The organism is Pseudomonas sp. 25 R 14, from assembly GCF_900004755.1.
Classification (GTDB): domain Bacteria; phylum Pseudomonadota; class Gammaproteobacteria; order Pseudomonadales; family Pseudomonadaceae; genus Aquipseudomonas; species Aquipseudomonas brenneri.
In genome coordinates this window covers 206,295-232,759 of sequence record NZ_CVTS01000038.1, presented here as the reverse complement: position 1 = coordinate 232,759, position 26,465 = coordinate 206,295, and the positions used below count along the sequence as shown (strand labels likewise).

19 protein-coding genes and 2 riboswitches are annotated in these 26,465 nt (G+C 61.0%); of the genes, 8 read left to right on the top strand and 11 right to left on the bottom strand.

The genetic code is table 11. The features are described from left to right. Window position 1: 1 nt before the first annotated feature. Window positions 2-565, top strand: a complete 564-nt coding sequence (locus tag BFQ03_RS10905; protein ID WP_032861208.1) for a GNAT family N-acetyltransferase — start codon at window positions 2-4, stop codon at window positions 563-565. A 78-nt stretch (window positions 566-643) separates the two neighbouring features. Here the strand turns inward: BFQ03_RS10905 and BFQ03_RS10900 are convergent, their stop codons facing one another. Next, window positions 644-1,543, bottom strand: a complete 900-nt coding sequence (locus BFQ03_RS10900) for a LysR substrate-binding domain-containing protein (RefSeq protein WP_065943063.1) — start codon at window positions 1,541-1,543, stop codon at window positions 644-646. 92 nt (window positions 1,544-1,635) lie between these two features. Next, entirely contained in the window at window positions 1,636-1,860 is a 225-nt protein-coding gene (locus tag BFQ03_RS10895; RefSeq protein WP_065943062.1) for a hypothetical protein, read from the bottom strand. Window positions 1,861-2,087: 227 nt separating this feature from the next. On the opposite strand from BFQ03_RS10895, the gene BFQ03_RS10890 reads away from it, so the two are divergent. Further along, a complete protein-coding gene (locus BFQ03_RS10890) occupies window positions 2,088-2,645 on the top strand; it encodes an NADPH-dependent FMN reductase (protein ID WP_032861203.1) in 558 nt (185 codons plus the stop codon). A gap of 46 nt (window positions 2,646-2,691) precedes the next feature. On the opposite strand, the gene BFQ03_RS10885 is transcribed toward BFQ03_RS10890, so the two are convergent. Then, a complete protein-coding gene (locus tag BFQ03_RS10885) occupies window positions 2,692-3,924 on the bottom strand; it encodes an NADH:flavin oxidoreductase/NADH oxidase family protein (RefSeq protein WP_065943061.1) in 1,233 nt (410 codons plus the stop codon). 72 nt (window positions 3,925-3,996) lie between these two features. Between BFQ03_RS10885 and BFQ03_RS10880 the strand changes: the two genes are divergently transcribed. After that, window positions 3,997-4,440 carry a MerR family transcriptional regulator gene (locus BFQ03_RS10880; RefSeq protein ID WP_065943060.1) on the top strand — a complete coding sequence of 148 codons (444 nt, stop codon included), beginning with the start codon at window positions 3,997-3,999 and terminating at the stop codon, window positions 4,438-4,440. A gap of 69 nt (window positions 4,441-4,509) precedes the next feature. Here BFQ03_RS10880 and BFQ03_RS10875 read toward each other — a convergent pair whose 3' ends face one another. Both BFQ03_RS10875 and BFQ03_RS10870 read right to left on the bottom strand, forming a co-directional pair. Next, window positions 4,510-5,004 carry a DUF934 domain-containing protein gene (locus tag BFQ03_RS10875; RefSeq protein WP_032861201.1) on the bottom strand — a complete coding sequence of 165 codons (495 nt, stop codon included), beginning with the start codon at window positions 5,002-5,004 and terminating at the stop codon, window positions 4,510-4,512. Then, window positions 4,988-6,646 (bottom strand): nitrite/sulfite reductase, encoded by a 1,659-nt coding sequence (locus tag BFQ03_RS10870; protein WP_065943059.1) that lies wholly within the window; start codon window positions 6,644-6,646, stop codon window positions 4,988-4,990. Before BFQ03_RS10870 ends, BFQ03_RS10875 begins: the two co-directional genes overlap by 17 nt. A 451-nt stretch (window positions 6,647-7,097) precedes the next feature. Between BFQ03_RS10870 and BFQ03_RS10865 the strand changes: the two genes are divergently transcribed. Further along, window positions 7,098-8,177 (top strand): ABC transporter substrate-binding protein, encoded by a 1,080-nt coding sequence (locus BFQ03_RS10865; RefSeq protein ID WP_032861198.1) that lies wholly within the window; start codon window positions 7,098-7,100, stop codon window positions 8,175-8,177. A 6-nt stretch (window positions 8,178-8,183) separates the two neighbouring features. On the opposite strand, the gene BFQ03_RS10860 is transcribed toward BFQ03_RS10865, so the two are convergent. Continuing rightward, window positions 8,184-8,399 (bottom strand): DUF2970 domain-containing protein, encoded by a 216-nt coding sequence (locus BFQ03_RS10860; RefSeq protein ID WP_032861196.1) that lies wholly within the window; start codon window positions 8,397-8,399, stop codon window positions 8,184-8,186. A gap of 114 nt (window positions 8,400-8,513) precedes the next feature. Between BFQ03_RS10860 and BFQ03_RS10855 the strand changes: the two genes are divergently transcribed. Continuing rightward, on the top strand, window positions 8,514-15,602 hold the full coding sequence (locus BFQ03_RS10855) for an NEL-type E3 ubiquitin ligase domain-containing protein (RefSeq protein WP_065943058.1): 7,089 nt from the start codon (window positions 8,514-8,516) through the stop codon (window positions 15,600-15,602). A 48-nt stretch (window positions 15,603-15,650) separates the two neighbouring features. Here BFQ03_RS10855 and metH read toward each other — a convergent pair whose 3' ends face one another. Then, window positions 15,651-19,361 (bottom strand): methionine synthase, encoded by a 3,711-nt coding sequence (metH, locus tag BFQ03_RS10850; protein WP_065943057.1) that lies wholly within the window; start codon window positions 19,359-19,361, stop codon window positions 15,651-15,653. A gap of 163 nt (window positions 19,362-19,524) precedes the next feature. Between metH and BFQ03_RS10845 the strand changes: the two genes are divergently transcribed. Next, entirely contained in the window at window positions 19,525-21,816 is a 2,292-nt protein-coding gene (locus BFQ03_RS10845) for a fatty acid cis/trans isomerase (RefSeq protein ID WP_032861194.1), read from the top strand. Between the two features lie 86 nt (window positions 21,817-21,902). Then, window positions 21,903-22,487: a Fe-S biogenesis protein NfuA gene (nfuA, locus tag BFQ03_RS10840; RefSeq protein ID WP_003190728.1), complete on the top strand. Its 585-nt coding sequence runs from the start codon at window positions 21,903-21,905 to the stop codon at window positions 22,485-22,487. A gap of 120 nt (window positions 22,488-22,607) precedes the next feature. On the opposite strand, the gene cobM is transcribed toward nfuA, so the two are convergent. From cobM to BFQ03_RS10820, 4 genes are all read right to left on the bottom strand, one after another. After that, entirely contained in the window at window positions 22,608-23,354 is a 747-nt protein-coding gene (gene cobM, locus BFQ03_RS10835; protein ID WP_065943056.1) for a precorrin-4 C(11)-methyltransferase, read from the bottom strand. A gap of 69 nt (window positions 23,355-23,423) precedes the next feature. Next, window positions 23,424-23,816, bottom strand: a complete 393-nt coding sequence (locus tag BFQ03_RS10830) for a cobalamin biosynthesis protein (RefSeq protein ID WP_032861192.1) — start codon at window positions 23,814-23,816, stop codon at window positions 23,424-23,426. Continuing rightward, window positions 23,813-24,514 carry a CbtA family protein gene (locus tag BFQ03_RS10825; RefSeq protein WP_032861190.1) on the bottom strand — a complete coding sequence of 234 codons (702 nt, stop codon included), beginning with the start codon at window positions 24,512-24,514 and terminating at the stop codon, window positions 23,813-23,815. Before BFQ03_RS10825 ends, BFQ03_RS10830 begins: the two co-directional genes overlap by 4 nt. 11 nt (window positions 24,515-24,525) lie before the next feature. Then, window positions 24,526-24,714: a CbtB domain-containing protein gene (locus BFQ03_RS10820; RefSeq protein WP_032861188.1), complete on the bottom strand. Its 189-nt coding sequence runs from the start codon at window positions 24,712-24,714 to the stop codon at window positions 24,526-24,528. Window positions 24,715-24,809: 95 nt separating this feature from the next. Continuing rightward, window positions 24,810-25,010, bottom strand: a riboswitch (cobalamin riboswitch). Between the two features lie 95 nt (window positions 25,011-25,105). Beyond that, window positions 25,106-25,308: riboswitch (cobalamin riboswitch) on the top strand. A gap of 92 nt (window positions 25,309-25,400) precedes the next feature. Here BFQ03_RS10820 and cobW point away from each other — a divergent pair. Next, entirely contained in the window at window positions 25,401-26,462 is a 1,062-nt protein-coding gene (cobW, locus tag BFQ03_RS10815) for a cobalamin biosynthesis protein CobW (RefSeq protein WP_065943055.1), read from the top strand. Window positions 26,463-26,465 lie beyond the last annotated feature (3 nt).

Below are 26,465 nucleotides of genomic sequence, written 5' to 3'. Positions count from 1 at the left end.
TATGCAAGCTGTAGTGAATCCGAAGTACCCGGGGCTCAGTGTGCGAGTCGCCGACGAGGGATTTGACGCCTACGTATGGGGTAATGATTTCAGCTTTGAGGTGTGCGTGTATGGCACGCCAGAGCTGGGCAAGCCTGTCGATCAATGGGCGGTGGAGCAGATCCTGCCATATCGCAAATGCTACGGTATCGATCCCGAGGAATTCGCCAGCTACCGCGATGCCGCCGACAGTGCGGTGTTCATGGCTTACCTGGATGATCGTCCGGTTGGCCATATCGTCGTCAGTACCAACTGGAACGGGTATGCCCATGTTGATGAGCTGGCGGTGGTACTGCCGGCCCGCCGACATGGTGTGGCCAAGGCCTTGCTTGATGTGGCGCAATTCTGGAGCCGCAAGAAAAACCTGCCGGGGATGATGCTGGAGACCCAGAACAACAACCTGGGCGCGTGCCGGCTATACGAGCGCAGCGGCTATGTGATGGGTGGCATCGACCACCTGCGTTATCGCGGGATTGACCCGCAGACGCGGGAAGTGGCGATTTTCTGGTATCGCTTGTTCAACTGAGTTGCAGCTGTGGCAAGGGCCCTGTAGGAGCGAGCAAGCTCGCTCCTACACGGTAGCAAGGCCACTGTGAGTGCGTGCTTAGCCGATCGGGGACAACAGGGCTTGTGCCTTCTGCGTGACAATCTCCAGCAACGCATTGAGCGCAGGGCTCGGGCTGCTGTCCTTGACCGTCAGTCCATACAGGCTCACCAGGATCGGCGGCGACAGCGGGCAAGTATCTAGGCCTGCCTCCCGCGCGCCGCTGGCGGTGAATGGATCGACCACCGCCAACCCTTCGCCGGCCTCGACCATGCTGCGCATCATCTGGTAGGTCTGCACCCGTGTCTGGATCACCGGCAACGGTCGCAGGGCCTGTAGCTTGCTGTCCAGCCACTGGCTCAACGGGTCTTGCCCCTCCAGGCCGATCATCGACTGGCCGGCCAGTTCTTGCAGGGCGATGTATTTCTGCCGGGGCTTGAGCCAGCCATGGGGTGCCAACAACTGCAACTTGCCCTGGGCCAGCACGGTACTGGTGATTTGCGGGTGCTCAGGGTCATGCAGGCTCAGGCCGAGGTCGGCCTCATGCAGCAGCAGGCTCCTGACGATGTCGCGTGTCGGTTGGCTGGACAGGTTGCAGGGGGTGTCCTGGAAACGTCGGCGCAACAACGCAATGCTTTGCGGCAGCAGTTGGTTGGCCAACGGCGGTGTACAGAGCGTGCGCAGCGGTGGGGCATGATGGTGCTTGAGGCTGCTGGCCAGGCGCTGTATAGGCTCCAGGGCTTCGTAGAGATGGGCGATCTGCGCCTGCATGGCCATGGTTTCACGGGTGGCCTGCAACCGCCCGCGGACGCTGGCGAACAGCATGAATCCCAACTGCTGTTCAGCGTCCTTGAGGGTGGCGTCCACATCGGACACAGCCAGTTGCAACCATTCGGCGGCAGTGCCGAGGTGTCCGGTCTGCAAAATGGCTTGAATCACTTCGATATGACGTAAACGCATGCATGAAGTCCATGTTCAGCAGGTAAGGGATTCACCGGGTGAATCCTAACCCAAGTCCACTCATATGACTTCTGCCTGGAGGCACAGCCTTATCAAATAGGCGTGTTTTCGGGTTCGCGGGTCAGGGAGACCTGCGATTGAACCAATACAAAGGTGTTGTCATCGACCTTGTTGACCCGGTCACCAATCGCCAGCTTGTAGGAAATTACCGGTTCTGAACCGCCGTCTGACGAGGTGGACTCCTGAAATTCATGCACTGAATAAACGCGGCCTTCCGCGTCGCGGGCATGGAATTGTCCGACAAGTACTGCTGCCATCTGTTTAGAACCTCTGGAGAAAAACACCGATTTGCGGTTCTGTAGACCGTCATTAAGGCGGGTAGTTTACCTACATAGGAAAAATACTATTCGCTGATGTTCTGCTTATTTTTCCTATAGGCAGATCTCGGCGCAAAACAACCGCCAGTTGGGCAAAACCCGCTGGTGATAGGCCGGCGAAGGCTCTATAACTACAGGCTCCTTTAGTCAGATGTCGGAAAAGCCCCATGAGCAAGGTCTATACGATTGCCGTACTGGTCGGCAGCTTGAGAAAAGAGTCGATCAACCGCAAGGTCGCCCTGGCATTGGCGCAATTGGCGCCGGCCAACCTCAAGCTCAGCATCGTCGAAATCGGCGAGTTGCCGCTCTACAACGAAGACCTTGATGGTGCCACGCCGCCTGCGGCCTACACCTCGTTCCGCCAGCAGTTGGCGGCGTCCGATGCGGTGCTGTTCGTTACCCCTGAATACAATCGCTCGGTACCTGCGGCCTTGAAGAATGCCATTGACGTAGGCTCACGCCCCTACGGCCAGAGTGCCTGGAGTGGCAAGCCGGGGGCGATCATCAGTGTGTCGCCGGGGGCCATTGGCGGGTTTGGCGCCAACCACCATTTGCGTCAGTCCCTGGTGTTTCTGGATGTGCCCTGCATGCAGCAACCGGAAGCCTACCTGGGTGGCGCAGGCAGTGCGTTCGATGAGTCAGGCAAGCTGTCGGAAAAAACCAAGCCGTTCCTGCAAGCGTTCATCGATGCCTATGGCAAATGGGTGGCGAAGCAGAAGGGCTGACGGATCAACCAGACCCAGTCCTGGTGGCTGGGTCTGTTGCATAGGGTCAGGCTGCTTGATTGGCCATCGCCAGTCGATATTGCCGTGTGCGCCGGGCGGCGAACCATTGGTCTTGAATCAGCGCCAGCAGCGGTGCGACGCGCGGGTTGGGCTGGCGGCCCTGGCTCAACCGGCGTAGTTGATAGCGCACCACCGCCATGGTCGCCAGGGATGCCAGCGCCTTGCGTTTCCAGCCAATCGGGCGCAATTGCGGGTGACTGTCGCGGCCCTCTCGCCACTGCTTGATCAGTTGCGGCTCCAGGCTCAAGGCCGTGGCAATGCCGGCCATGGCGATGCCACTGTTCAGGACCTGTCGCACCACCGGCAAACGGCGAATCCCTCCCGTGACCATCACCGGCATGTTGGCCTGTTTTGCTAGCTCAGTGGCCATCTCCAGGAAATACGCCTCTCGGGCGAGGGTTCGGCCATCGCGTGCCTCACCTTGCATTGCAGGTGCCTCGTAACTGCCACCGGATAGCTCAAGTAAATCGATAGGTAGGGTGTTGAGCATGGTCACAACGCCGTGCGCATCGTCGGCATCAAACCCGCCGCGCTGGAAGTCCGCCGAGTTGAGTTTTACCGCCACGCAAAAACCAGGGCTGACCACTGCCCGGACGGCCTTGATCACTTCGACCAGCAGGCGGGCACGGTTTTCCAGCGAGCCGCCCCAGCGATCATTGCGCCGGTTGCTCAAGGGGGAGAGGAACTGGCTGAGCAGGTAACCGTGGGCCCCATGGATCTGTACGCCGCTGAACCCGGCTTTTTCGGCCAGGCGTGCGCTAGTGGCAAAGCGCGTGATGACGTCCTGGATATCGTCTTCGGTCATCGCCCTGGGTTTGGCGAACATCTTCGAGAAACCGCCCAGGTCCAGGGGCACCGCCGACGGCGCCAAGGCTTGCTGGCCCAGATTGGCCATGGTCTGGCGCCCTGGGTGGTTGAGTTGCACCCAGAAGTGCATGCCCTTGGCCCGGCCAATCGCTGCCCACTCGCGGAAGCTGTCCAGGTGTTGTTCGTCTTCCAGGGCTACGCCGCCGGGGCCGGTCATGGCGTGACGGTCGACCATCACATTGCCGGTCAGCAACAAGCCCGGCTCACCGTCCGCCCAGGCCTTGTACAACTGCTTCAACGCGGGGGAGGGTGCTTGGTTGGCATCGGCCATGTTCTCCTCCATCGCGGCCTTGGCGATACGGTTGGCGATGACTTGGCCGTTGGGCAGTTGCAAGGGTTCGAAGGGTGACATGAGTTGACTCCTGAGCGAGGGAGGCCTCAGGCTAAGATTAAAGTTAACTTTAATGTCAAGCGGGATCGAGTGATGAATATTGGCGAGCTGGCAAAACAAAGTGGCCTGGCGGCATCGCGTATCCGTTTTTATGAGGCGCAAGGGCTGATCAGCCAGGTGGGGCGCCAGGCCAACGGCTATCGGCGCTATGCCCCCGAGGCACTGCAGATGCTGCAATTGATCCAGAGCGCGCAGCAGGCTGGATTTACCCTGCAGGAACTCAAGGCGATGATGCCTGTTGCGGGGGAGCACAAGCGGGAGGAACTGATTGAAGGATTGGAGCGCAAGGTGCAGCAGATCGAGGCGATGCAAGTGCAGTTGGCGCACAGCAAGGCACAGTTGCTAGGCGTGATCGAGACGGTTCGGGCGCAACCCGAAGGCGTGCCTTGTTCCATGGGGCAGGAGCGGGTGCTGGCGTCACTGGAGAGCCCTGTAGGAGCGAGCTTGCTCGCGAAGAACTCAAGAGCAACGCGTTAATCCAGAAAGCATGCGTTATCGTTGACGATCTTCGCGAGCAAGCTCGCTCCTACATCCTACAGAAGGTATCTAGCGCCGCCGAAACAGCGGCAATGGCTCATCTGTAGCGGCCTGGTATGTCACCGAGAAATCCTTGAGGCTTTCCAGCGCTTCGTACGGGTCTTTGTCGGCGCGCAAGGCGTAGGCATCGAAACCGCAGCGGTGCAGGTAGAACAACTGGTCGCGCAGTACATCGCCAATCGCCCGCAACTCGCCCTTGTAACCATAACGGTCACGCAGCAGGCGCGCGTTGGAGTAGTTGCGCCCGTCGGTGAAGGCCGGGAAGTTCAGGGCGATGACCTGGAAGTGTTGCACGTCATCACCGATTTCTTCGGCTTCTTCATCGGCGTCCAGCCACACACCCAGGCCGCCATCGCGGGCCTTGAGGGCGTGGCCATGCTCACGCCACAGGGCCAATGGCACGATCAGGTCGTCGCAGTTGGAGACACCATCGAACGCCGCATCCTTGGGCAGCAGGTGCCAGGTTTCGTCGACGACTTCGTTGTTCTTAATGATTCGCTGCATAGACGCGCTCCTTGAACAGGTCAATGCCGATGCGCTGGTAGGTGTCGATGAAACGCTCATCTTCGGTGCGCTGTTCGACGTAGACGTCAATCAGCTTGCCGATCACGTCAGGCATGGCTTCCTGGGCGAAGGATGGGCCGAGGATCTTGCCCAGGCTCGCATCGCGGCTGGCGCTGCCACCCAGGGACACTTGGTAGAATTCTTCGCCTTTCTTGTCCACCCCGAGGATGCCGATATGGCCGACGTGGTGGTGACCACAGGCGTTCATGCAGCCAGAGATGTTCAAGTCCAGCTCGCCGATGTCGAACAGGTAGTCCAGGTCGTCGAAGCGGCGCTGGATCGATTCGGCAATCGGAATCGACTTGGCGTTGGCCAGGGAGCAGAAGTCGCCGCCCGGGCAGCAGATGATATCGGTCAACAGACCGATGTTCGGCGTAGCGAAACCGCCTTCGCGCAGTTCGCCCCACAGGGTGAACAGTTGGCTCTGCTCAACGTCCGCGAGGATGATGTTCTGCTCGTGGGAGGTGCGCAGTTGGCCAAAGCTGTAGCGCTCGGCCAGGTCGGCGACGGCGTCCAGTTGCTTGTCGGTGATATCGCCCGGTGCAACACCGGTAGGCTTGAGCGACAGGGTCACCGCCACATAGCCCGGCTGCTTGTGCGCCAGGGTGTTGCGGGTGCGCCAGCGGGCAAAGCCTGGGTGCTGCTGGTCGAGTGCGGTCAGTTCGGCGTCCTGGTTGCCCAGGGCCTTGTAGTCCGGGTCGACAAAGTGCTTGGCCACGCGATGCACTTCGGCCTCGGTCAGGGTGGTCTGGCCGCCGCGCAGGTGTTCCATCTCGGCGTCGACCTTTTGGGCAAACACCTCGGGGGTGAGGGCCTTGACCAGGATCTTGATGCGCGCCTTGTACTTGTTGTCACGACGGCCATAGCGGTTGTACACACGCAGGATGGCGTCGAGATAGCTCAACAGGTCTTGCCACGGCAGGAATTCATTGATGAAGGCGCCGACCACCGGCGTACGGCCTAGGCCGCCACCGACCAGCACGCGAAAGCCCAGTTCGCCAGCGGCGTTGTACACCGGTTCCAGGCCGATGTCGTGGACTTCGATCGCGGCGCGGTCGGAAGTCGAGCCATTGATGGCGATCTTGAACTTACGCGGCAGGTAGGCAAATTCTGGGTGGAACGTCGTCCACTGACGAACGATCTCGCACCACGGGCGCGGGTCGATCACTTCATCGGCGGCTACGCCGGCGAACTGGTCGGTGGTCACGTTGCGCAGGCAGTTACCGCTGGTCTGAATGGCGTGCATCTGCACGGTGGCCAATTCAGCCAGGATGTCCGGCACGTCTTCCAGGGCCGGCCAGTTGAACTGCACGTTCTGGCGGGTGCTGATGTGGGCATAGCCCTTGTCGAAGTCTCGGGCGATCTTGGCCATCATGCGTGTCTGGCGCGCAGTCAGTTGGCCGTAAGGCACGGCGACCCGCAGCATCGGCGCAAAGCGCTGAACATAAAGGCCATTTTGCAAGCGCAGAGGGCGGAACTCTTCTTCGCTCAGTTCACCTGCCAGATAGCGTCGGGTCTGATCACGGAACTGCTTGACGCGGTCCTCGATGATGCGCTGATCGTATTCGTCGTATACGTACATATAGGTCCTGTTCTCGGCAAATCTGCGCGCACGGCCGCGCACTCCCAACGGAGCCGGCGCACGATACCAGCTTGCGTTTATGCGCAAAAGTGATGTTTTAGTATATGCAAAGAACCAAATCGACTAATGAGAACAGTTATCGCGATACCCACACTTGTCATGCGGGAAAGCATGATCTTTACTGTGGTCGAGTCTTAGTGCAATCACCTATAAAACCGACAAGAGGCGATGCGATGAGCAATCCAACCAAAGCCCGTAAACCTGACAGTACCGTGGACGCCTGGGCGATTCTGTTTCTGATTATCCTGGTGGTTTCAGCCGCTGTGTTCTGGGTCAGCCACCAATAGAGGGAACTGATCGCACAAAACTGTCCGACCTGCTGATAAATAGCCAAGATCAAAAGGCTTATTGCCACTATTATGATCTGTCAATTCTCAGGGTTCGGGCAGAAATGTCGAAGGTTATCTGCGGGTGCTTGTGGTGGGTGGGGATGATGTTCGGGGCGATGGCCCATGCCACGTCAGTGGTGTTTCTCAACCCAGGTATGTCCACTGAAACCTTCTGGGTCAGTTATGCGCAATTCATGCAGGCCGCGGCCAAGGACCTCGGCCTGGATTTGCGTGTGCGCTATTCCGAGCGTGACCCGCAAAATACCCTGCAGCAGGCTCGTGAAGCGCTGCAAGGCCCACAGTCCCCGGATTACCTGGTGCTGGTCAACGAGCAGTACATCGCCCCGCAGATCCTGCGGATGGCCCAGGGCAGCCAGGTCAAGTTGCTGATTGTCAATAACGCCCTGACACCCGATCAGGTGCAACTGCTGGACGCTGGCAAGTACCCCAATTGGATGGGCAGCATCACCGCCAATGATGAGGAGGGCGGTTACCTGATGCTCAAGGAGTTGTTGCGCCAGCACGGGCCTGTCCCGGCCGGCACGACCCTGGACTTGCTGGCGTTTTCCGGTGCCAAGAACACGCCGACCGCACAGGCGCGCGAGCAGGGACTGCAGCGCGCCTTGCGCGAACACCCTGAAGTTCATTTGCGCCAGTTGGTCTATGGCGAATGGAACCGCCAGCGCGCCTTTGATCAAGCAACCTTGATGTTCAAGCGTTACCCGCAGGCCACGCTGGTCTGGTCGGCCAATGATGAAATGGCCCTGGGGGCCATGCAGGCCTTGAATGGCAGCGGGCGCACGCCCGGCAAGGAGGTTTTGTTCAGCGCGATCAACAGTTCTCCTGACGTCCTGCAAGCGCGCCTGCAGGGACGAATCAGTGCGCTGGTGGCCGGGCATTTCACCGTCGGTGGCTGGGCCATGGTGCTGCTGCACGACGACGCCAGGGGCGTGGGCATCCAAGACCCTGGCGAGCGCGAGCGGCAGGTGAAGTTGTTCCAACTGATTGACGAGCCCCAGGCCCAGCGCTTGCTGGACAAGCGTGGTCATGAGGGCGATGGCGTGAATTTTCGTGAACTCTCGGCCCAGGGCAAGCCTGCGGCCTACCAATATCCCTTCAGCCTGCAGATGCTGTTGAAATAATCGGGCCTATACCCCGGCCATAAGCAGTACGAGCTTGACGATGGCAAAGAGTGTCAGGGCAAATACGGCGGTAAACACAATCCCCAGCACCACAAAATGGCTGGGCTTGCCATGGGTAAAGTCCCTCGTGCGGTTCTTGCCGCTCTGCACACCAAAAGCGGCAGCCATCACGCTATGAAGCATCTGCCAGAAGGTCGGTGGTTTATTGTCCGGTGTGTCCATGAGTCCTCCTGCGAGGGCTGGTAGAAGTTACTGCTCCCCACAGGATAGACGTAGTTACCACGGTTAGCCTTGGCCCTTGTGATGTGCTGGTGCTCCTTTTCCTGGAGCCGCATCATGACCGACTCGCCCGCGTTGCCGGCAACGCCCAGTGTCCATCGACCGTTATTGACCAGCGCCATGCCGAAATGGTTGGTCGATAGCACGGCCGCACGCCGAATGGCGCTCAAACACGCCGATACCCCTTTACCGCCGGCCTATTGGCACGCAACACCTGAGCAACGCCAGCAGTTGCATGCCTGTTTTATCGCAAGTTTCACCGCGCAGACCGCCCTTGACCAGACCCTGTCTGGCTTGCAAAGCATCGACGCGTTTGCCCGGCCGCTACTGGTCAAGGCGCTCAAGGACCAGTATGAGGTAACCCTGGCCCCCCAGGTTGCCACATGGTTAAGCCTGAGAAAGTCCCTGCAGGTGAGTGATCTCAATATCGAGGCGCAAACCTACGATTTTTTGAAGCTGGAGCTATTGCAGGCGGCGCTGCACAACTTCGAGGAGGGCGAATGCGAGGAAGGGGCCTTTCACTCATCGTCGGGCTTGCGCTGGCAAACGTCATCGCCTGGCAGCGCGGCCGACTCCTTACTACCGGTGCGCTTGGGTAGCCTTAAGGTCCATCAGTTTTTAAGGCTGTGCCGCAGCCTGGATCTGGGCGGTCAGTTCCAAACCTACCTCAAGGGGTTTTTTACCACCCACGAAACCACCCTGCGCGAGCAATTCATCGCCAGCCAAAAGGCCGCGATGCGTGCGGCGGCTGAGTTGGCCCTATTGTGCGAGGACATTACCCAGGCTGACTACAACATGGTGCTGTCGGTGATCGCTGGCGAACGCTCGCCGCAGATGGGCGGGCAACCGGTGTGGATCTGCGACCTCGGCCTGATGAAGCTGCGCATGACCGGCTGCGTGCTGTTTCTGGCCTTCGATGATGAGCATATCGATTCGCCGATCCTGTACATCCCCCAGGACCCTTACCAGCCTCTAAAACGCTACACCCATCGCGCCCCACTGCTGACGGCCTTGAAGCAACGCTTGAGCACACCGGGCTTGGCCTCGACCCGGGTGGATCGCCCCACGGACTACCAGGTTTTTTTCAGTCAGTTTGTCGACTATGCCGATCGCTCGCACTACTTCAGCCAATTCACCCTGGATGCGCCGGACGCCACCTTGCGCGAGAAAATCGGCTCGAACTTCCCCGGTATAGGCCAGTTTTATGAGCTGATCAGCAAAGTGACCGTTTTCAAGCTTAAGAACTTCCCGCCCTTGCCCCTGGCCCCTCAAGTGCCGAACCCGGCCCCCTATTTGGCGCCTGTGGCGATGGCGTTCAAAAACCAGGCATATGCTAGCGACAAGGTCGATCTGTGGACCTACCTATATGAGCAGCACCGGGACAAGAGCCTCGCTGATGCTGCTGCCCACGCCGTGCCCACTGCGGATGTCGATGCCAGGGTGCGCACACGAAAGCTGGCCCTACTGCTTAATGTCGGGATGTTCGGCCTGGGTGCTATCGCGGGGTTTGTGCCGGTACTGGGCGAACTCATGATGGCGGTGATGGCCGAGCAACTGTTGACGGAGGTGATCGAGGCCGCGCAGGAGTGGAACGAGGGCGACCGCAGGGCTGCCAGGGCGCACTTGATCGACCTGGCGCAGAACCTTGCGTTGCTTGGCGTGACGGCTGGTGGCGGTAAGGCCCTGAGCAAGTTAAGGCCTGAACCGGTTATCGAAGGCCTAGTCCCGGTGAAGCTGCCGGGTGGGCAGGTTCGCTTATGGAAACCGGACCTGGGCGGGTACCAAAGTGACGTTGCCCTGATGCCCGGCAGCAAGCCCAATGCCTTGGGGCAGTATGAGGTCGATGGCAAGCTCCATGTGCACATCGATAACGTGCTCTATGAAAAGACCTTCGACCCGCAGCTAAACAAATGGCGGATCAAACACCCGCGCAACCCCCGGGCGTACCAGCCAATTCTCGAACACAACCGGGCAGGAGCCTGGCGGCATAGCCATGAGTACCCCTTGGCCTGGAGTCGCCTGACCCTGCTGCGCCGATTGGGACACATTACCGCAGGTTTCTCGGATGAGGCCTTGAGTGTGATCGGCGACGTAAGTGGTGTGCAGGACGACCTGTTGCGCAAAGTGCATCTGGACGGTTTGCCGGTGCCCGCCGTGCTGGCCGATACCCTGGAGCGGTTCAGGGCTGACCGCGACGTTGATGAACTGATCGGGCGGCTGCGCCGTGGTGCAGGCCTGGACAGCCGCCACGAGTACGCCTTGCCCCTCGCCGTGGAAATGCCCGGCTGGCCCCCAGGGCGGGTGCTGGAGGTGTTTGAGCAGCGAGCCGTGGTTGGGCGCAGCGAGCCAGGGCAGGAAGGGCTGGGTGAGGAGCAGGCCCGGCGCCTGCTGGGCACGCCGCGGCGTGGCGACCAGCCTGGCGTGCCCGTGACCGATGAGTGGGTGGGCGGGAGCCTGGAGCCGGAGGGGTGCTCGATTCGCTATGGCAGCCCGTTGTCGGCGGACGATGGCCGCCCAACCCTGAAAATCAGCCGCGCCGATTTGCAGCAAGGCAAGCTCGCCCACGTGGTACTAAATGGCCTGGATGAACAGCAAGTCACCGGCTTGCTGGGCAGCGCCTCCAGCTGGGGGGAGCAGCCCAGGGAGCAGGTGTTCAATGAGCGCCTGGCAGACTACGCGCTACAACGACAGGCGGCGCTGTTCGACGCCCAGCTACACGGTAATGGCGCGCCCGTGACTGACAGCGGGCCACTGCAACGGCGGTTTCCCGGCCTGACCCAGCGCGCTCGTGAGGAACTGCTTGACCGCGCCAGCCCGCAGGAGCTCAGGCGTCTGCAAGACAGCGGGCGTGTCAGCGCGCGCCTGGACCACCAGGCCCGCCTCAGTATGCAACAGGGGCGATTGAGCCGGGCGATCAGCGGCTTGCACCGTGACCGGCTGGCTAACACTGACAGTGACCGGCTTGCCTTGCAGGCCCTGGCGCGCCTGTCCGGATGGCCCCAAGGTGTGCGCCTTGAAATGCGCCAAGGGGGCATTCGCGGCCCCTTGCTGGACAGCATTGGCGATGAGCACGCCGTAGTGCGCCGATACCTGGTCAAGAGCGGCGAGTGCTTCCAGGCCCACGATGCCAGTGGCCGCGCACTCAATAGCGTGCCCGCCGATGGACGCAATCTGTTCCAGTCGATCCTGGACGCCTTGCCCGATGAGGCGCGTCGGGCGCTAGTGCCGACCGGCCAGGGCGGGGACTTGCAGCAGGCGTTGGCGACCTACGCCAGGGAGCACCGCGAGATCATCGCCCACGACATCCTCAAGTTGCGCACGTCACGCGCGCGGCCGGCGTTACGCTTGCCGAGCGGGCGCCTGGGGTATGAGTTGTCGGGGCGGGGAGCGCTTTTCGCCACGGATGACACCTTGATCGCCCATGCGCGCAGCGTGTATCCAAACATGAGCGAAACCGAGGCACAGGCGCTGGTAATGGCCCGCCGGCTGGACGGTGAAAGTGACTCGCAAATCTGGCGGCTATTTGCCAACCGCCAGCACGAATTGACGGCATTGCGCACGACCCTTGAACAATGGGCGGGGGAGGATGAGAGGCGCCTGCGTTCGGTTGAAGATATTATCGACTGTTGGCGCCAAGGCTTTGATCGGGACAGGGCGGCCCATGGCAGCCTGAGTTTGCGGGTAGAGGAGGCATTGCCCGAGTGGCAGGCCGATTTTTCCCATGTGCTAACCCTGAACCTGTCAGGGCGCGCATTGCTGGCCCAGGAAACCACTGCTTTGCTCCAGCCGTTTCCCAACGTGCAGCATCTGCAGTTGTATGTGCGCCCCGAGCACCTGGGTGCAGTAACAGAGCGCTTGGCGAGCGCGCCCGGAGTCACCCAACTATCGTTCACCGGCCCTTCGCTCACGTATTCGGCGCAAGTACTGCGCCCGCTTGAGCGCATGGCCGGGCTCAGGCAGTTATCCCTGGCAGGCAACCTGCAAACCCTGGACGTCAGCGGGTTGACCGCGTTGCGTCGTTTAACGGTATCCGGGACGCTGGAAACCTGGCCGCAAGGAAGCCTGGCACTTGAGCACCTGGAGTTTCTCGATATAGCCCAGACCCCGTTGCGCTCAGTACCCGATGAAATGTTTATCGGGCACCAGCGCTTGTGGCGAGGCCTGCAAATGAATTGGTCAGCCTATGAACCTCAGGAGTTCATGAAGGTTTATGAGCACCTGCATGACAATCCGGCCCATCTGATTGAAGAGCGGCGGCTGGTAAAGAGCTACTGCGAAGGTGTCTTGGGCAGTCTGCAACCCGGAGCGCCGGCCTTTATCGAACGGGTCTTGGCCCATTTCAGCGCGCGGGGGCTGACCTCCCGCCAGCGTCTGGAGAGGGTCAACAGCATACGCGAGGAACACCGCCGGTTGGTCGATGAGCTGGAGCAATGGTCAGATCGTGACTCTGGCGTTGGCCGGGTTGAGGTCGAGCGGCAGATCGCTTCCGAAGCGCTGCTTGATTGCTGGCGCCAAGGCCTGGAGCCGCGCATTGTCGACGACAGTCAGGTGTCAGCTGCGGCAACCGTACTGGACCTGTCAGACGCCGACCTGATTGATTTGCCCAAATTGCCAGCCACCGGGTTTACCCATGTTCGCAGTTTGAACCTCAGTGACATAGGTGTGCCGCTGGAAGGCATCAATACCTGGCTTGGCCACTTCCCCCGGCTGGATACGCTGAGCCTTGCCCGCAATAATCTGACTGAGCTTCCCTCGGTGCTGGTTGACCACCCATCCCTGCGCCACCTGGACCTCTCCCATAACTGGCTGGTTGTCACCCCTGTGATCCAGGCGCAGTTGAGCCGGTTGACCGGGCTTGTATCGTTGCGGTTGCCGTACAACCCCCTCAGTGGCCTGGATATAAGCGGCCTGCGCGGGCTACAGATCCTGGACCTGAGTCACAGTGCGATTAGCGACTGGCCGCAGGGCGTGCTTGAACTGCCGGCCTTGCACAGCCTGGATTTGAGTCACTGCGCCATCACCTCGATCCCCGAAGCAGCGCTGCAAGGGCATGACCTGCTGCTGGCCAATACCCGCTTGCGCGGCTGCCGCTTAAGTGCGCAGGCACGTGCCGATGCTCGGTTATTTGCCCGGCGCTACGCCCGTGACTACCCAGCAAGCCCGCAGGAAAGCCCCTTGGGCATCCCTCGCGAACTGTTGGCCCAAGGCTTGACGGGGGGCGATCCGGAGTACTTTGCCGAGGACGTGCTGCGCCGCCCCGACTTGCTGGTTGCGCTGCCCACGACGGCCGCCGACCTGGCGCCATCAGCGCGCATGCAACGCTTGGATCCGGAGCTGGACGCCACGCTGGCGGCGCTGCGCATCGAAGAACTGCGCGCCATCGGCCTTGATGCCACGCAGATCGACGCGCGGCTGCAAGAATGGGAAACCCAGTATGGGCAATGGGTAGCGCTGCTCAATGAGTGGATGGATGTCCATGGCTACCTGGACGGCAGTTGGGTCAGCGCGCTGGACCGCCGGCGTGCGGCCGATCGCTTATTGGAAAGTTGGCGTTTTACCCTGCGCGCCACGCCGCTCACGGTTGAGGCTAATGGGGCTGAGCGCCTGGACTTTTCCGGCTTGTCCCTGGGAGCCTTGCCGAGGCTGCCCGGGGACTTTGCGCACGTCAGCGAGCTGAACCTGAATCGCGTCAAACTCACGGCCCAGGGCTCCAACGACTTCCTGCGGGCCTTCAGTCATGTGCGCAGCTTGACGCTCAGCAACAACGGCTTGCGCGCCTTGCCTGAGGCTCTTGGTGAGTTTCGCCGATTGCGGCGGCTGGACCTGGGTAGGAATGAATTGCAGAACACCGACCCGCTACAGGATTATCTGGCGCAAATGCATGAACTGGAATGGCTGGATCTGGGCGAGAATCTCATGGGCGAGTTGGAGTTAAGTGGTTTGGCCCGGCTCGACACCCTGTATCTGCAACAGAACATGTTGGACGAATGGCCCATGACGGTGCTCGAATTACCACGCCTTCGGACCCTGGATTTGCGTGACAACTGGATCGAGACCCTGCCGGATGCGGTATTCGAGCCGCAACATCGTCCATTGATGGCGGATACCAACTTATCGGGCAACCGCCTTGATCAGCAAAGCTGTGAGAATTTGCAGGTCTACCTGGGCCAGACCGGCAATGGCCTGGGGTTTTCCGCCGAGCAGCTTGAGTTCATGGTCCTGGAGTACCGGGAACGCGATGAGCTGGGGTTTTCCGACACCTCTGACTACTCGCTGGATCATCCGGAAATCGAAACACCCCATATGCAGAAGGCCCAGTGGTTTGTCGGGGTGGAGCCACACTCGGCAAAACATCGAATCTGGGACGAGCTCAATGCACAGGAGGGCAGCCGCGACTTTTTCTTCAGCCTTTCACAGTTGCGCCATACCGAGGACTTCCTTGAGGCTCCTGCCGAACTGACGCAGCGCGTGTGGGCGGTGCTGGAAGCAATCAGCCAAAACCCGGCCATGCGGCGTGACCTGTTTGCCAGGGCGACGGCGCTGGTGCCCGATATCACCTGTGGTGATGGCAGGATCCTGCTGTTCAATGAGCTTGAAACCCGTGTGCTGGAGTTCGATGCGCTGAGGCTGGCCGAGCAGGGGCAGAACGGGGCTCAACTGTTGAAGTTTGCCCGCAGCATGATCCGGCTGGAGGCGTTAGAGGGCATCGCCCAAACGACTATCGAAAGGCGTCCGGACATCGACCCGGTAGAAATTCGCCTGGCTTTGCGCATTGGCCTGGCGCAGCGCCTGGAGCTGCCCAGGCAGCCCACTGGCATGCTGTTCGGCGAATTGTCGGAGGTTTCCCAGGCCGACCTTGACCATGCGTACGCCACGATTGTGGACAGTGAAAACACGTCGGATTTCGAGGAGAGGCTGGTGGGGCTTGAGTATTGGTGCAATTACCTGAAGAAAAAATACGCCACTGACTTCTCATCCCTGGCCCGCGAGTTGGAACAGAAGACCGCTGCGCTGGATGAGCGCTATCCCGACGGTGGCGCGGACTACCTGCGCGACTACGCCGTGTTGGGGGCCTGGAGCAAGGAGCAGCGTACCGCCCTCGCGATCCGCCTTACCCGGCAGGAACGAACAGCGCTGAACATATAAGGGACAATCCGGCTCCTGGGGGAGCCGGGTTGTCGGCGATAGCAACCCTCAGTTGTCGTAACCCAGGTTCGGCGCCAGCCAGCGTTCGGTCACGGCCAGGTCCTGGCCTTTACGTGCGGTGTAGCTCGTTACCTGGTCCTTGTCGATCTTGCCCACGGCAAAGTACTGCGCCTGCGGGTGGGCGAAGTACCAGCCGCTGACCGCCGCTGCCGGGAACATCGCGTAGTGTTCGGTGAGGAACACACCGCTACGTCCGGCCTGCATTTCGCGGGCCTCAGGGTCCAGCAACTGGAACAACTGGGCTTTTTCGGTATGGTCCGGGCACGCCGGGTAGCCGGGGGCAGGGCGGATACCGCTGTACTGCTCCTTGATCAGCGCCTCGTTGTCCAGTTCTTCGTCCTTGGCATAGCCCCAGTGATCTTTACGCACCTGCTGGTGCAGCCACTCGGCGCAAGCCTCGGCCAGGCGGTCGGCCAGGGCCTTGACCATGATCGAGTTGTAGTCGTCGCCCGCGTCCTGGTAGGCCTTGGCTACTTCCTCGGCGCCGATGCCGGCGGTGGTGATGAACCCACCGATGTAATCGGTCACGCCGCTGTCCTTGGGCGCAACAAAGTCGGCCAGGGAGAAGTTCGGCTTGCCGTCGGTCTTGATGATCTGCTGGCGCAGGTGATGCAGCTTGGCAATCGGCTGGCCGTCGTCGCCGTAGACTTCCAGGTCATCGTCCTGCACCTGGTTGGTCGGCCAGAAGCCAAACACGGCACGGGCGCTGATGAGCTTTTCGTCGATCAGCTTCTTGAGCATTTCCTGTGCATCGGCGTACAGCGCGGTCGCCGCTTCACCGACCACTTCATCGGTGAGGATGCGTGGGAATTTGCCGGCCAGGTCCCAGGAGATGAAAAACGGTGTCCAGTCGATGTATTCGGCCAGTACCTTGAGATCGATATTGTCCAGCACCTTGGCCCCGGTAAACGTTGGCTTGACCGGGGTGTAGGTGCTCCAGTCGAACTGTGGCTTCTTGGCGATGGCCGCCGGGTAGCTCAGGCGTTCGGTGCGTGCGCTGCGGTTCGAGGTGCGCTCACGCACGTCGATGTATTCCAGGCGGGTTTTCTCGACGAAACCGGCCTTGAGCTCCTTGGACAGCAACTGGGTGGCCACGCCCACCGCGCGCGAGGCGTCGGTTACGTAGATCACCGCATCGTTGCTGTACTTGGGTTCGATTTTTACTGCGGTGTGCGCCTTGGAGGTGGTCGCGCCACCGATCATCAGCGGCAGGTGGAAGTCCTGGCGCTGCATCTCGCGGGCCACGTGCACCATTTCATCCAGGGACGGTGTGATCAGGCCGGACAGGCCGATGATGTCGCACTTCTGCTCCTTGGCCACCTGCAAAATCTTCTCGGCCGGCACCATCACACCCAGGTCGACAATGTCGTAGCCGTTGCAACCCAGCACCACGCCGACAATGTTCTTGCCGATGTCGTGTACGTCACCTTTGACGGTGGCCATGAGGATCTTGCCCTTGGCTTCTGGCTTGTCGCCTTTTTCCAGTTCGATGAACGGGATCAGGTGGGCCACGGCCTGCTTCATCACACGGGCAGATTTCACCACCTGGGGCAGGAACATTTTGCCGGCACCAAACAGGTCGCCGACGATGTTCATGCCGGACATCAACGGACCTTCGATCACCTCGATCGGGCGCGCGAACGACTGCCGGGATTCTTCGGTGTCTTCCACGATATGGGTGGTGATGCCCTTGACCAGTGCATGCTCCAGGCGTTTGTTGACTTCCCAGCCACGCCATTCCTCGGTCTCGGCTTCCTTGACGCTGCCATCGCCCTTGTACTTGTCGGCGATGGCGAGCAGGGCGTCGGTGCCTTCCGGGGTACGGTTGAGCACCACGTCTTCCACCGCGTCGCGCAGTTCGGCGGGGATCTGGTCGTAGATCTCCAGTTGGCCGGCGTTGACGATACCCATGGTCAAGCCATTGCGGATCGCATACAGCAGGAACACCGAGTGGATCGCCTCGCGCACCGGGTTGTTGCCGCGGAACGAGAACGACACGTTGGACACGCCGCCCGAGGTCAGCGCATACGGCAGCTCATCGCGGATGTAGGCGCAGGCGTTGATAAAGTCGACGGCGTAGTTGTTGTGTTCTTCAATACCGGTGGCCACGGCAAAGATGTTCGGGTCGAAGATAATGTCTTGGGGCGGGAAGCCCACTTCATTGACCAGGATGTCGTAGGAGCGTTTGCAGATCTCTTTCTTGCGCGCCTCGGTGTCGGCCTGGCCGGCTTCGTCGAACGCCATCACCACCACCGCTGCGCCGTAGCGCTTGCACAGCTTGGCGTGATGGATGAACTGCTCGACGCCTTCCTTCATGCTGATGGAGTTGACGATGCCCTTGCCCTGGATGCATTTGAGGCCAGCCTCGATCACTTCCCACTTGGAAGAGTCGATCATGATCGGCACACGGGAGATATCCGGCTCGCCGGCAATCAGATTGAGGAAGGTCACCATGGCCTTCTTCGAATCGAGCATGCCCTCGTCCATGTTGATATCGATCACCTGGGCGCCGGCTTCCACCTGCTGCAGGGCGACTTCCAGGGCTTCGGTGTAGTTGTCCTCGCGGATCAGGCGGGCGAACTTGGCTGAACCGGTGATATTCGTGCGCTCGCCGACGTTGACGAACAGCGACTGGCGATCGATGGTAAACGGCTCCAGGCCCGACAGGCGGCAGGCCTTGGGAATGTCCGGGATCGGGCGCGGCGCATAGCCAGCCACGGCCTTGGCGATGGCCTCGATATGCCCCGGCGTGGTGCCGCAGCAGCCGCCGACGATATTGAGGAAGCCGCTCTGGGCGAACTCCTCGATGACCTTGGCGGTTTGCGCTGGCAGCTCGTCGTACTCGCCGAACTCGTTGGGCAGGCCGGCGTTGGGGTGTGCCGATACATAGGTGTCAGCCTTGTTCGACAACTCTTCCAGGTATGGACGCAGCTCACTGGCGCCCAGGGCGCAGTTCAAACCGACGGAAATCGGCTTGGCGTGGCTGATGGAGTTCCAGAACGCCTCGGTGGTCTGGCCCGACAGGGTGCGGCCGGAGGCGTCGGTGATGGTCCCGGAAATCATGATCGGCAGTTCGACACCCAGTTCTTCGTACACGCCCTGCACGGCGAAGATCGCGGCCTTGGCGTTGAGGGTGTCGAAGATGGTTTCGATGAGGATCATGTCCGCACCGCCTTCGATCAGGCCTTTGGTGGCCTCGGTGTAGTTCTCCACCAGTTCATCGAAGGTGACGTTGCGGTAGCCGGGGTTGTTCACGTCTGGCGACAGCGAGCAGGTGCGGCTGGTGGGGCCGAGGACGCCGGCGACAAAGCGTGGTTTGTCCGGGGTTTCGAGGGTCTTGGCGTCGGCGACCCGACGGGCCAGGCGCGCGCCTTCCAGGTTCAGCTCATAGGCCAGCGCCTCCATGCCATAGTCGGCCTGGGACACCTGGGTGGCGTTGAATGTGTTGGTTTCGAGGATGTCGGCACCGGCATCCAGGTACGCCTTCTCGATCCCGCCGATCACATCCGGGCGGGTGAGGATCAACAGGTCGTTGTTGCCCTTGACGTCGCTCGGCCAGTCGGCGAAGCGTTTGCCGCGGTAGTCCTCTTCCTCCAGCTTATAGCTCTGGATCATCGTGCCCATGCCACCATCGAGGATCAGGATGCGTTCCTTGAGGGCTTGCTGGAGGGCTTGCAGGCGAGTGCTACGATCGGACATGGGGCTACTCTAATCAGGCATTACGGAGGGCGTGGATCATAGCAAACCTGTGCGCTTTTAGAGCATGTCAGGGTTTTGCATGAATATCGCTCATGTTGATAGCGTGTCGACATCGGTAGAATCGCGGCAATTTTAGCGTACGCATTGAATCGGGACCGGATACATGTCACTTCGCATCATCACCAGTGCCGCCTTGGCGTTGGTCGCCTGCATCGCACAGGCCAACGGACCCGCCCCGGCGATTTCCTATACCCGTGACATTCAGCCGATCTTCACCGAGAAATGCGTGGCTTGCCATGCCTGCTACGACTCCGCCTGCCAGCTCAACCTGGGCAGTGGCGAAGGTGCGGCACGTGGCGCGAGCAAAATCCCCGTGTACAACGGCGAGCGTAGCCAGGCTTCGCAGCCGACCCGACTGTTTTATGACGCCTTTGGCAAGACGGCCTGGCAGCGCCAGGGGTTTGGCTCGGTGCTGGACGCCCAGGGCACCCAGGCCGGGCTGATGGCGCGCATGTTGGAATTGGGCCATAAAACGCCGCTGGCGCCCAATGCCAAGCTGCCTGATGAGATCGTGTTGGGCCTGAACCGCGAGAACATGTGCCCGTTACCCGGTGAGTTCGAGGCCTACGCTGGCGCGCACCCCAAAGAAGGCATGCCGCTGGCCGTCACCGGCCTGACCGACCAGCAGTACCAGACCCTGCAACGCTGGCTGGCGTCCGGCGCGCCAATTGACGAGCAAGGCCTGGCGCCCAGCGCCCAGGAAGCCTTACAGGTACAGCAATGGGAAAACCTGCTGAACCAGCCCGGCGCGCGGGAAAGCCTGGTGGCGCGCTGGCTGTACGAGCATCTGTTCCTGGCCCATATCTATTTTGAAGGCGGCGAGCCGGGGCATTATTTCCAGTGGGTACGCTCGCGTACGCCCAGTGGCCAGCCGATCGACCTGATCAATACCCGGCGTCCCAATGACGATCCGGGCACCCAGGTGTACTACCGCTTGTGGCCGGTACAAGGGGTGATCGTGCACAAGACCCACATCACCTATCCGTTCAGCGCGGCGAAGATGGCGCGGATCAAGTCGCTGTTCTACAGCGGCGACTGGCAAGCCGTGGCATTACCGGGCTATGGGCCTGGCCGCCGGGCCAACCCGTTCGAAACCTTCGAGGCAATCCCGGCCAAGGCGCGCTACCAGTTCATGCTGGATAACGCCGAATACTTCGTGCGCACCTTTATCCGTGGGCCGGTGTGCCGGGGGCAGATTGCCACGGACGTGATCCGCGACAACTTCTGGACCCTGTTCCAGGATCCGGACCACGACTTGTACATCACCGATGCCCGTTATCGCGGCCAGGCCACGCCGTTGCTGGCGATGCCGGGGCAGAACGATGACGTGGGCAGCGTGCTGGGCCTGTGGCTGGCCTACCGCGACAAACGCAATGAGTACGAGGCCCTGCGCCGCGACAACTACGCCGACTTGCCGGCGCCGGGCTGGTCGAGCCTGTGGGAGGGCAATGACAACGCGCTGCTGAGCATTTTCCGCCACTTCGACAGTGCCTCGGTGACCAAGGGCCTGATTGGCGAAGTGCCGCAGACTATGTGGCTATTCGACTACCCACTGCTGGAGCGCACCTATTACCAGTTGGCGGTCAATTTCGATGTGTTTGGCAATGTCTCGCACCAGGCCCAGACGCGCCTGTATTTCGACCTGATCCGCAATGGCGCCGAGCAGAACTTCCTGCGCCTGATGCCTGCGGACTCACGGGATGGTTTCCTTGATGACTGGTACCAGAACAGCGGCAAGGTCAAGCTGTGGCTGGACTATGAAGCCATCGACAACGACAAGCCCACGGGCCTGAAGCTGGATGCACAGGACCCGAAGCGTGACTTTGCCAACCAGTTGCTTGCCCGTTATGGCCATTTGAATGCCAGCCCGGATCCGATCAATCGCTGCATAAGCGCCTATTGCTCACGTCCCGGTATCGACCCGCAACTGCGCGACGCCGAACAGACCCTCAGTCGCCTGACCTCAAGGCCGGCGGCCGGGCTCAAGGTGATCGAGCAATTGCCCGAAGCCACCCTGCTGCGCATCCAGACCCGCAGCGGCAAACGCGAGGTCTACAGCCTGCTGCGCAACCGCGCCCACAGTAACGTGGCATTCATGTTGGGCGAGGCTTATCGCTATCAGCCGGGCCTGGATACCCTGACGATCTACCCAGGCGTGCTCAGCAGCTACCCCAACTTCATCTTCAACGTGCCGGCCGAGGATGTACCGGAGTTCGTCGAAGACATGGAGTTGGCCAGGGACGCCAAGCGTTTTGAGCGGATTGTCGAGCGCTGGGGCATCCGCCGCAGTCACCCGCAGTTCTGGGAGTACTTCCACGATTTGTCGCAGTACCTGCACGAAACCACGCCGGTGGAAGAGGGTGTGCTGGACATGAATCGCTACGAGAACCTGTAGATGCGGATTTGCCTGACAAAAATACTAGGACTTTGTACCGCGCAGGCGATTGGCGTAAACTGCCAGCAAGCCTGTGAGGAGTTCCCATGACTGCCATAACCATTACCGACGCCGCCCACGATTACCTGGCTGATCTGCTGTCCAAGCAGAACACCCCGGGTATCGGCATCCGCGTCTTCATTACCCAGCCTGGCACCCAGTACGCAGAGACGTGCATTGCCTACTGCAAGCCGGGGGAAGAAAAGCCTGAAGACACCGCCCTGGGGCTCAAGAGCTTCACCGCGTACATCGACGCCTTCAGCGAAGCCTTCCTTGACGATGCCGTGGTCGACTACGCCACTGACCGCATGGGTGGCCAATTGACCATCAAGGCCCCTAACGCCAAGGTGCCGAACGTCAATGCCGACAGCCCGGTCAATGAGCGCATCAACTATTACCTGCAAACCGAAATCAACCCGGGCCTGGCCAGCCATGGCGGCCAGGTCAGCCTGATCGACGTGGTGGATGACGGCATCGCCGTGCTCAAGTTCGGTGGTGGCTGCCAGGGCTGCGGCCAGGCTGACGTGACCTTGCGCGAAGGTATCGAGCGCACGTTGCTGGAGCGGATCCCCGAGCTCAAGGGTGTACGTGACGTGACCGACCACACGCAGAAAGAAAACGCCTACTACTAAGGTGTTCGCTGCAAACAAAAAACGGCGCCCGTGAGCGCCGTTTTTTTATGCCAATAAATCATTGCCTTACACAACCTTTCTAACAAAGAAGATCAACTGTGGGAGCGGGCTTGCGTAGTATCAGGGCCGGTAGAGGTGGGCGTGACTTGCGCGATACAGCGAGGATTCGCTGAAGTGATCACTGGCCAACACCCGGCCCACCACGATCAGCGCCGTGCGCCTGAAACCCTTCGCCGCGACCTTTTCGACAATATCCGCCAAGGTGCCAATGGCCCAATCCTGATCCGGCCACGTCGCGCGATGCACCACGGCAATCGGGCAATCCGCGCCATAGTGCGGCAGCAGTTCGGCGACGATTCTCTCCAGATGATTGACCCCCAGGTGCACCGCCATGGTCGTGCCATGGCTGGCCAGGCTGGCGAAGGCTTCACCGGCCGGCATCGTGGTTTTGTCCGCATAACGGGTCAGGATTACGCTTTGGGCGATATCCGGCAGGGTCAGTTCAGTTTCCAGCAGCGCGGCACAGGCTGCCACCGCCGTGACCCCGGGAATGATCTGGAAGGGGATCCCCAGCTCGCGCAAATGGCGGATTTGTTCGCCAATCGCCCCATACAGGCTCGGATCACCGGAATGTACCCGCGCCACGTCCTGGCCTTTCTCATGGGCGACCTTGATCAAGCCAATGATCTGCTCCAGGTTCAGTTCGGCGCTGTTGACCACCTGTTCGGCCCGATGCCCTTCGAGTACGGCAGCCGGCACCAGTGAGCCTGCGTAGAGGATCACCGGGCAACTGCGGATCAGGCGCTGGCCCTTGACGGTGATCAGTTCCGGGTCGCCGGGACCAGCGCCGATGAAGAAAACAGTCATGGAAAAATCCTGTGCAAAAGCGGGCGAGCATGAGTACGGCTCATGATCGAGAGGGGCAATTATCGGACTTTAGCCGGCGCAGGCCAATGCAAACGTGGCCCTGGCGGCTTTTTTGCGGGTGATCAGCAGTCGGGCAGGGGCGTTGGCGAGCTGTTCTGCCAATGCCAAAGCGGCACTTTCGGCGATGCCGTAGCACCCTGTATGGGCGAAAACCACAGCCGACCTGTGGCTCAATCGCCCTTCGTAAGGCAGCAGTTGTTGTGCATCAAAGCACTGCAATGGCAGATTCAAGGCGTTGGCCAGGGCGATCATGCCCGGTTCATCACGCTTGTGGGCAATACTTGCCAATGCGTTTATCTGGCCGGGGTCGATACCGGCCTCGGCCAGAGCGCTGTTGAACAGTTCCAGCAAGGCCTCAACCTCACAGCCACGCTGACAACCCAGGCCGACAGTCAGAATCATGCCGCGTATTGATCGTCACGATTGCGGCGAAACAACCAGGCGCTGATCAGCCCCAAAGCCAGCCAGAACGCGACGTTGGTCAGCTGCGAGGCGATCTTGAATTGGGCTTCCAATGCTTCGGGGGCGAGCATCGAGTGAACTTCCGGCTGTGGCGCACCCATGACATGGGGCACCGCCAGGATCGCCACGCCAAGGATTTTCAGCAGCCAGTTGCGGCCAAACACAATCAACGCAATGCCAGCGGCGGTAGACGCTGCCGTGCCGATCCACCAGATCTGCCGTTGCGCCAGGTCAGCCGCCGCAGTGCCCGGCAGCTCAGGCGGCAAACCGAGGGTGGGAGCCAGAACAAAGGTCGCATAGCCGGCCAGGCCCCAGAGCAAGCCCTGGGCGGTGCGCGTCGGGGCGCGCAGGGTGTACAGGCCGGCCAGCATCAGCGCAAAACCGACGGCGACCACCAGGTTGCCGCCGGTGGTGGACAGCACGCGTTGCCAGCCATTTTCAGGCTCCCACGCTTCGGCGTCGTGGCTATGGGCCGCAGCGCCTGCGGCATGCTCATGCACTTCGGTCGCAGCCGGGGCGTTTTCGAAGGTCTCGGCCTGCAGAATCAGCGGAGCTACCCAGAAACTTTGCAGCAGAGTCAGCAACAGGGCGGCCAGCAGGCCGGTGAACCCTGCGGTTTGCGCAATACGCTTGATCATGGCGGCAGGTCTCAATGGCACGGGAAGGCGGCGCTGTGGCGCGTATCGTGGGCGGCGTTGTGCACGGCCTCGATATGGGAGAACCCGGCGAAATACACCAGGCACGCACCGAGGATCGACGCGCCGATGGCGGCGGTCAGGCGTTGGCTCAAAGTGGCGCTGGTGCTGGCGGTATGTGAGGTGCTGCTGATGATCGACATGGCACGTCCCTTTCGAGTGGCAGGGTGATACGAGCGCATGAAAACCCCGCGAGCCGGGCACGCAGGGTTCTGAACAGCGCCCGCCCACCGCGGGTTTGTTATCTGATTGTTCGGGCCGGTCTCCGGGCTTGCGAGGGGCTCTGGGCCTGAAAGCATCACCTTCCCATGCCGGGGCACAGTGGATCTGACGCTTCGCTCGCTTACCGTTGCGGGGGCAGCACCGGACTGTCATGCAGGCATGAGTCACCGGTTTCCCGTTTCACCCTGTGAAGGGCACCTGAAACAAGATGTGTAGGAGAGCATGGGCGCGGGACGGCCGTCAATCTGTACCTGTGGCGAGAAGGTCAGGCTTGAGCGACCGCTTTTCAATTGACCGGTCCTCATGCACTGCGTAGCCTTGCACGTTCGAGGTTCTTCGGCCCCGGTCGAAGCTAAGAAGGGAACGCGGTCCAAGCCGCGGCTGCCCCCGCAACTGTAAAGGGTTTATCTGACTGCCACGCCACTGCCTGAACCCGGCGGGAAGGCGCAGCCAGCGCCAGCCACCAGGCTGGCAAGCCCCAAGCCAGGAGACCTGCCTCGCAACCGATTTTCCATTTCAACCGGGCGGGGTGATCCGGTGACGAATCCAGCGCCTGCGCGCCGCCGCAGGGCCAGTCGTCCCGTATGCCCGCCCCAAAGGGCATCCGATGAAAACACTGGCCAAACTCCCCGTCACTATCGTCACCGGCTTTCTCGGCTCGGGCAAAACCACCTTGCTGCGCCATATGCTGGATAACGCCCAGGGCCGCCGCATTGCCGTGATCGTCAACGAGTTCGGTGAGCTGGGCATCGACGGCGAGATCCTCAAGCAGTGCTCCATCGGTTGCACGGAAGAAGAAGCCAACGGCCGTGTGTATGAGCTGGCTAACGGCTGCCTATGCTGCACCGTGCAGGAAGAGTTCTTCCCGGTGATGCGTGAACTGGTCGCGCGCCGTGGCGACCTTGACCATATCCTGATCGAAACCTCCGGCCTAGCCCTGCCAAAACCGCTGGTCCAGGCCTTCCAATGGCCGGAAATTCGCAGCGCCTGCACCGTAGACGCCGTGATTACCGTGGTCGACAGCCCGGCCGTGGCCGCCGGCACCTTCGCTGCATTCCCGGATCAGGTCGACGCCCAGCGTAAACTGGATCCCAATCTGGACCACGAATCACCGCTGCACGAACTGTTTGCCGACCAACTGGCCAGCGCCGACTTGGTGATCCTCAACAAAACCGACCTGATCAGCGCCGAAGACCTGGCCCGGGTACGCCTGGAAGTCGCCGAAGAACTGCCGCCAGCGGTGAAGATCGTCGAAGCCAGCAGCGGCCGCCTGCCCCTGGACGTATTGATTGGCCTGGGCGCCGGTTCCGAGGAACATATCGATGGGCGCCACAGTCATCACGATCATCACCACGAAGGTGAAGACGATCACGATCACGATGCTTTTGACTCCATCTCCATCGACCTGCCACAGGCTGACGAAGCGTTGCTGCTCGATGCCTTGACCCAGTTGGTGGTGCAACACGGCATCCTGCGTGTCAAAGGTTTTGCGGCGATCCCGAACAAGCCGATGCGCCTGCTGATCCAGGGCGTGGGCACGCGTTTCGACAAGCACTTCGACCGCGCCTGGAGCGCCGACGAAGCACGCATCACGCGCCTGGTGCTGATCGGCCAGGATCTGGATGCGGCTGGCCTCGAAGCGCAACTGCGCGTTGCGCTCAGCGTTTAACCC

Coding starts and splice junctions, on each gene's coding strand:
- BFQ03_RS10905 (WP_032861208.1), top strand. CDS start 2: ATGCAAGCTGTAGTGAATCCGAAGTACCCGGGGCTCAGTGTGCGAGTC.
- BFQ03_RS10900 (WP_065943063.1), bottom strand. CDS start 1,543: ATGCGTTTACGTCATATCGAAGTGATTCAAGCCATTTTGCAGACCGGA.
- BFQ03_RS10895 (WP_065943062.1), bottom strand. CDS start 1,860: ATGGCAGCAGTACTTGTCGGACAATTCCATGCCCGCGACGCGGAAGGC.
- BFQ03_RS10890 (WP_032861203.1), top strand. CDS start 2,088: ATGAGCAAGGTCTATACGATTGCCGTACTGGTCGGCAGCTTGAGAAAA.
- BFQ03_RS10885 (WP_065943061.1), bottom strand. CDS start 3,924: ATGTCACCCTTCGAACCCTTGCAACTGCCCAACGGCCAAGTCATCGCC.
- BFQ03_RS10880 (WP_065943060.1), top strand. CDS start 3,997: ATGAATATTGGCGAGCTGGCAAAACAAAGTGGCCTGGCGGCATCGCGT.
- BFQ03_RS10875 (WP_032861201.1), bottom strand. CDS start 5,004: ATGCAGCGAATCATTAAGAACAACGAAGTCGTCGACGAAACCTGGCAC.
- BFQ03_RS10870 (WP_065943059.1), bottom strand. CDS start 6,646: ATGTACGTATACGACGAATACGATCAGCGCATCATCGAGGACCGCGTC.
- BFQ03_RS10865 (WP_032861198.1), top strand. CDS start 7,098: ATGTCGAAGGTTATCTGCGGGTGCTTGTGGTGGGTGGGGATGATGTTC.
- BFQ03_RS10860 (WP_032861196.1), bottom strand. CDS start 8,399: ATGGACACACCGGACAATAAACCACCGACCTTCTGGCAGATGCTTCAT.
- BFQ03_RS10855 (WP_065943058.1), top strand. CDS start 8,514: ATGACCGACTCGCCCGCGTTGCCGGCAACGCCCAGTGTCCATCGACCG.
- metH (WP_065943057.1), bottom strand. CDS start 19,361: ATGTCCGATCGTAGCACTCGCCTGCAAGCCCTCCAGCAAGCCCTCAAG.
- BFQ03_RS10845 (WP_032861194.1), top strand. CDS start 19,525: ATGTCACTTCGCATCATCACCAGTGCCGCCTTGGCGTTGGTCGCCTGC.
- nfuA (WP_003190728.1), top strand. CDS start 21,903: ATGACTGCCATAACCATTACCGACGCCGCCCACGATTACCTGGCTGAT.
- cobM (WP_065943056.1), bottom strand. CDS start 23,354: ATGACTGTTTTCTTCATCGGCGCTGGTCCCGGCGACCCGGAACTGATC.
- BFQ03_RS10830 (WP_032861192.1), bottom strand. CDS start 23,816: ATGATTCTGACTGTCGGCCTGGGTTGTCAGCGTGGCTGTGAGGTTGAG.
- BFQ03_RS10825 (WP_032861190.1), bottom strand. CDS start 24,514: ATGATCAAGCGTATTGCGCAAACCGCAGGGTTCACCGGCCTGCTGGCC.
- BFQ03_RS10820 (WP_032861188.1), bottom strand. CDS start 24,714: ATGTCGATCATCAGCAGCACCTCACATACCGCCAGCACCAGCGCCACT.
- cobW (WP_065943055.1), top strand. CDS start 25,401: ATGAAAACACTGGCCAAACTCCCCGTCACTATCGTCACCGGCTTTCTC.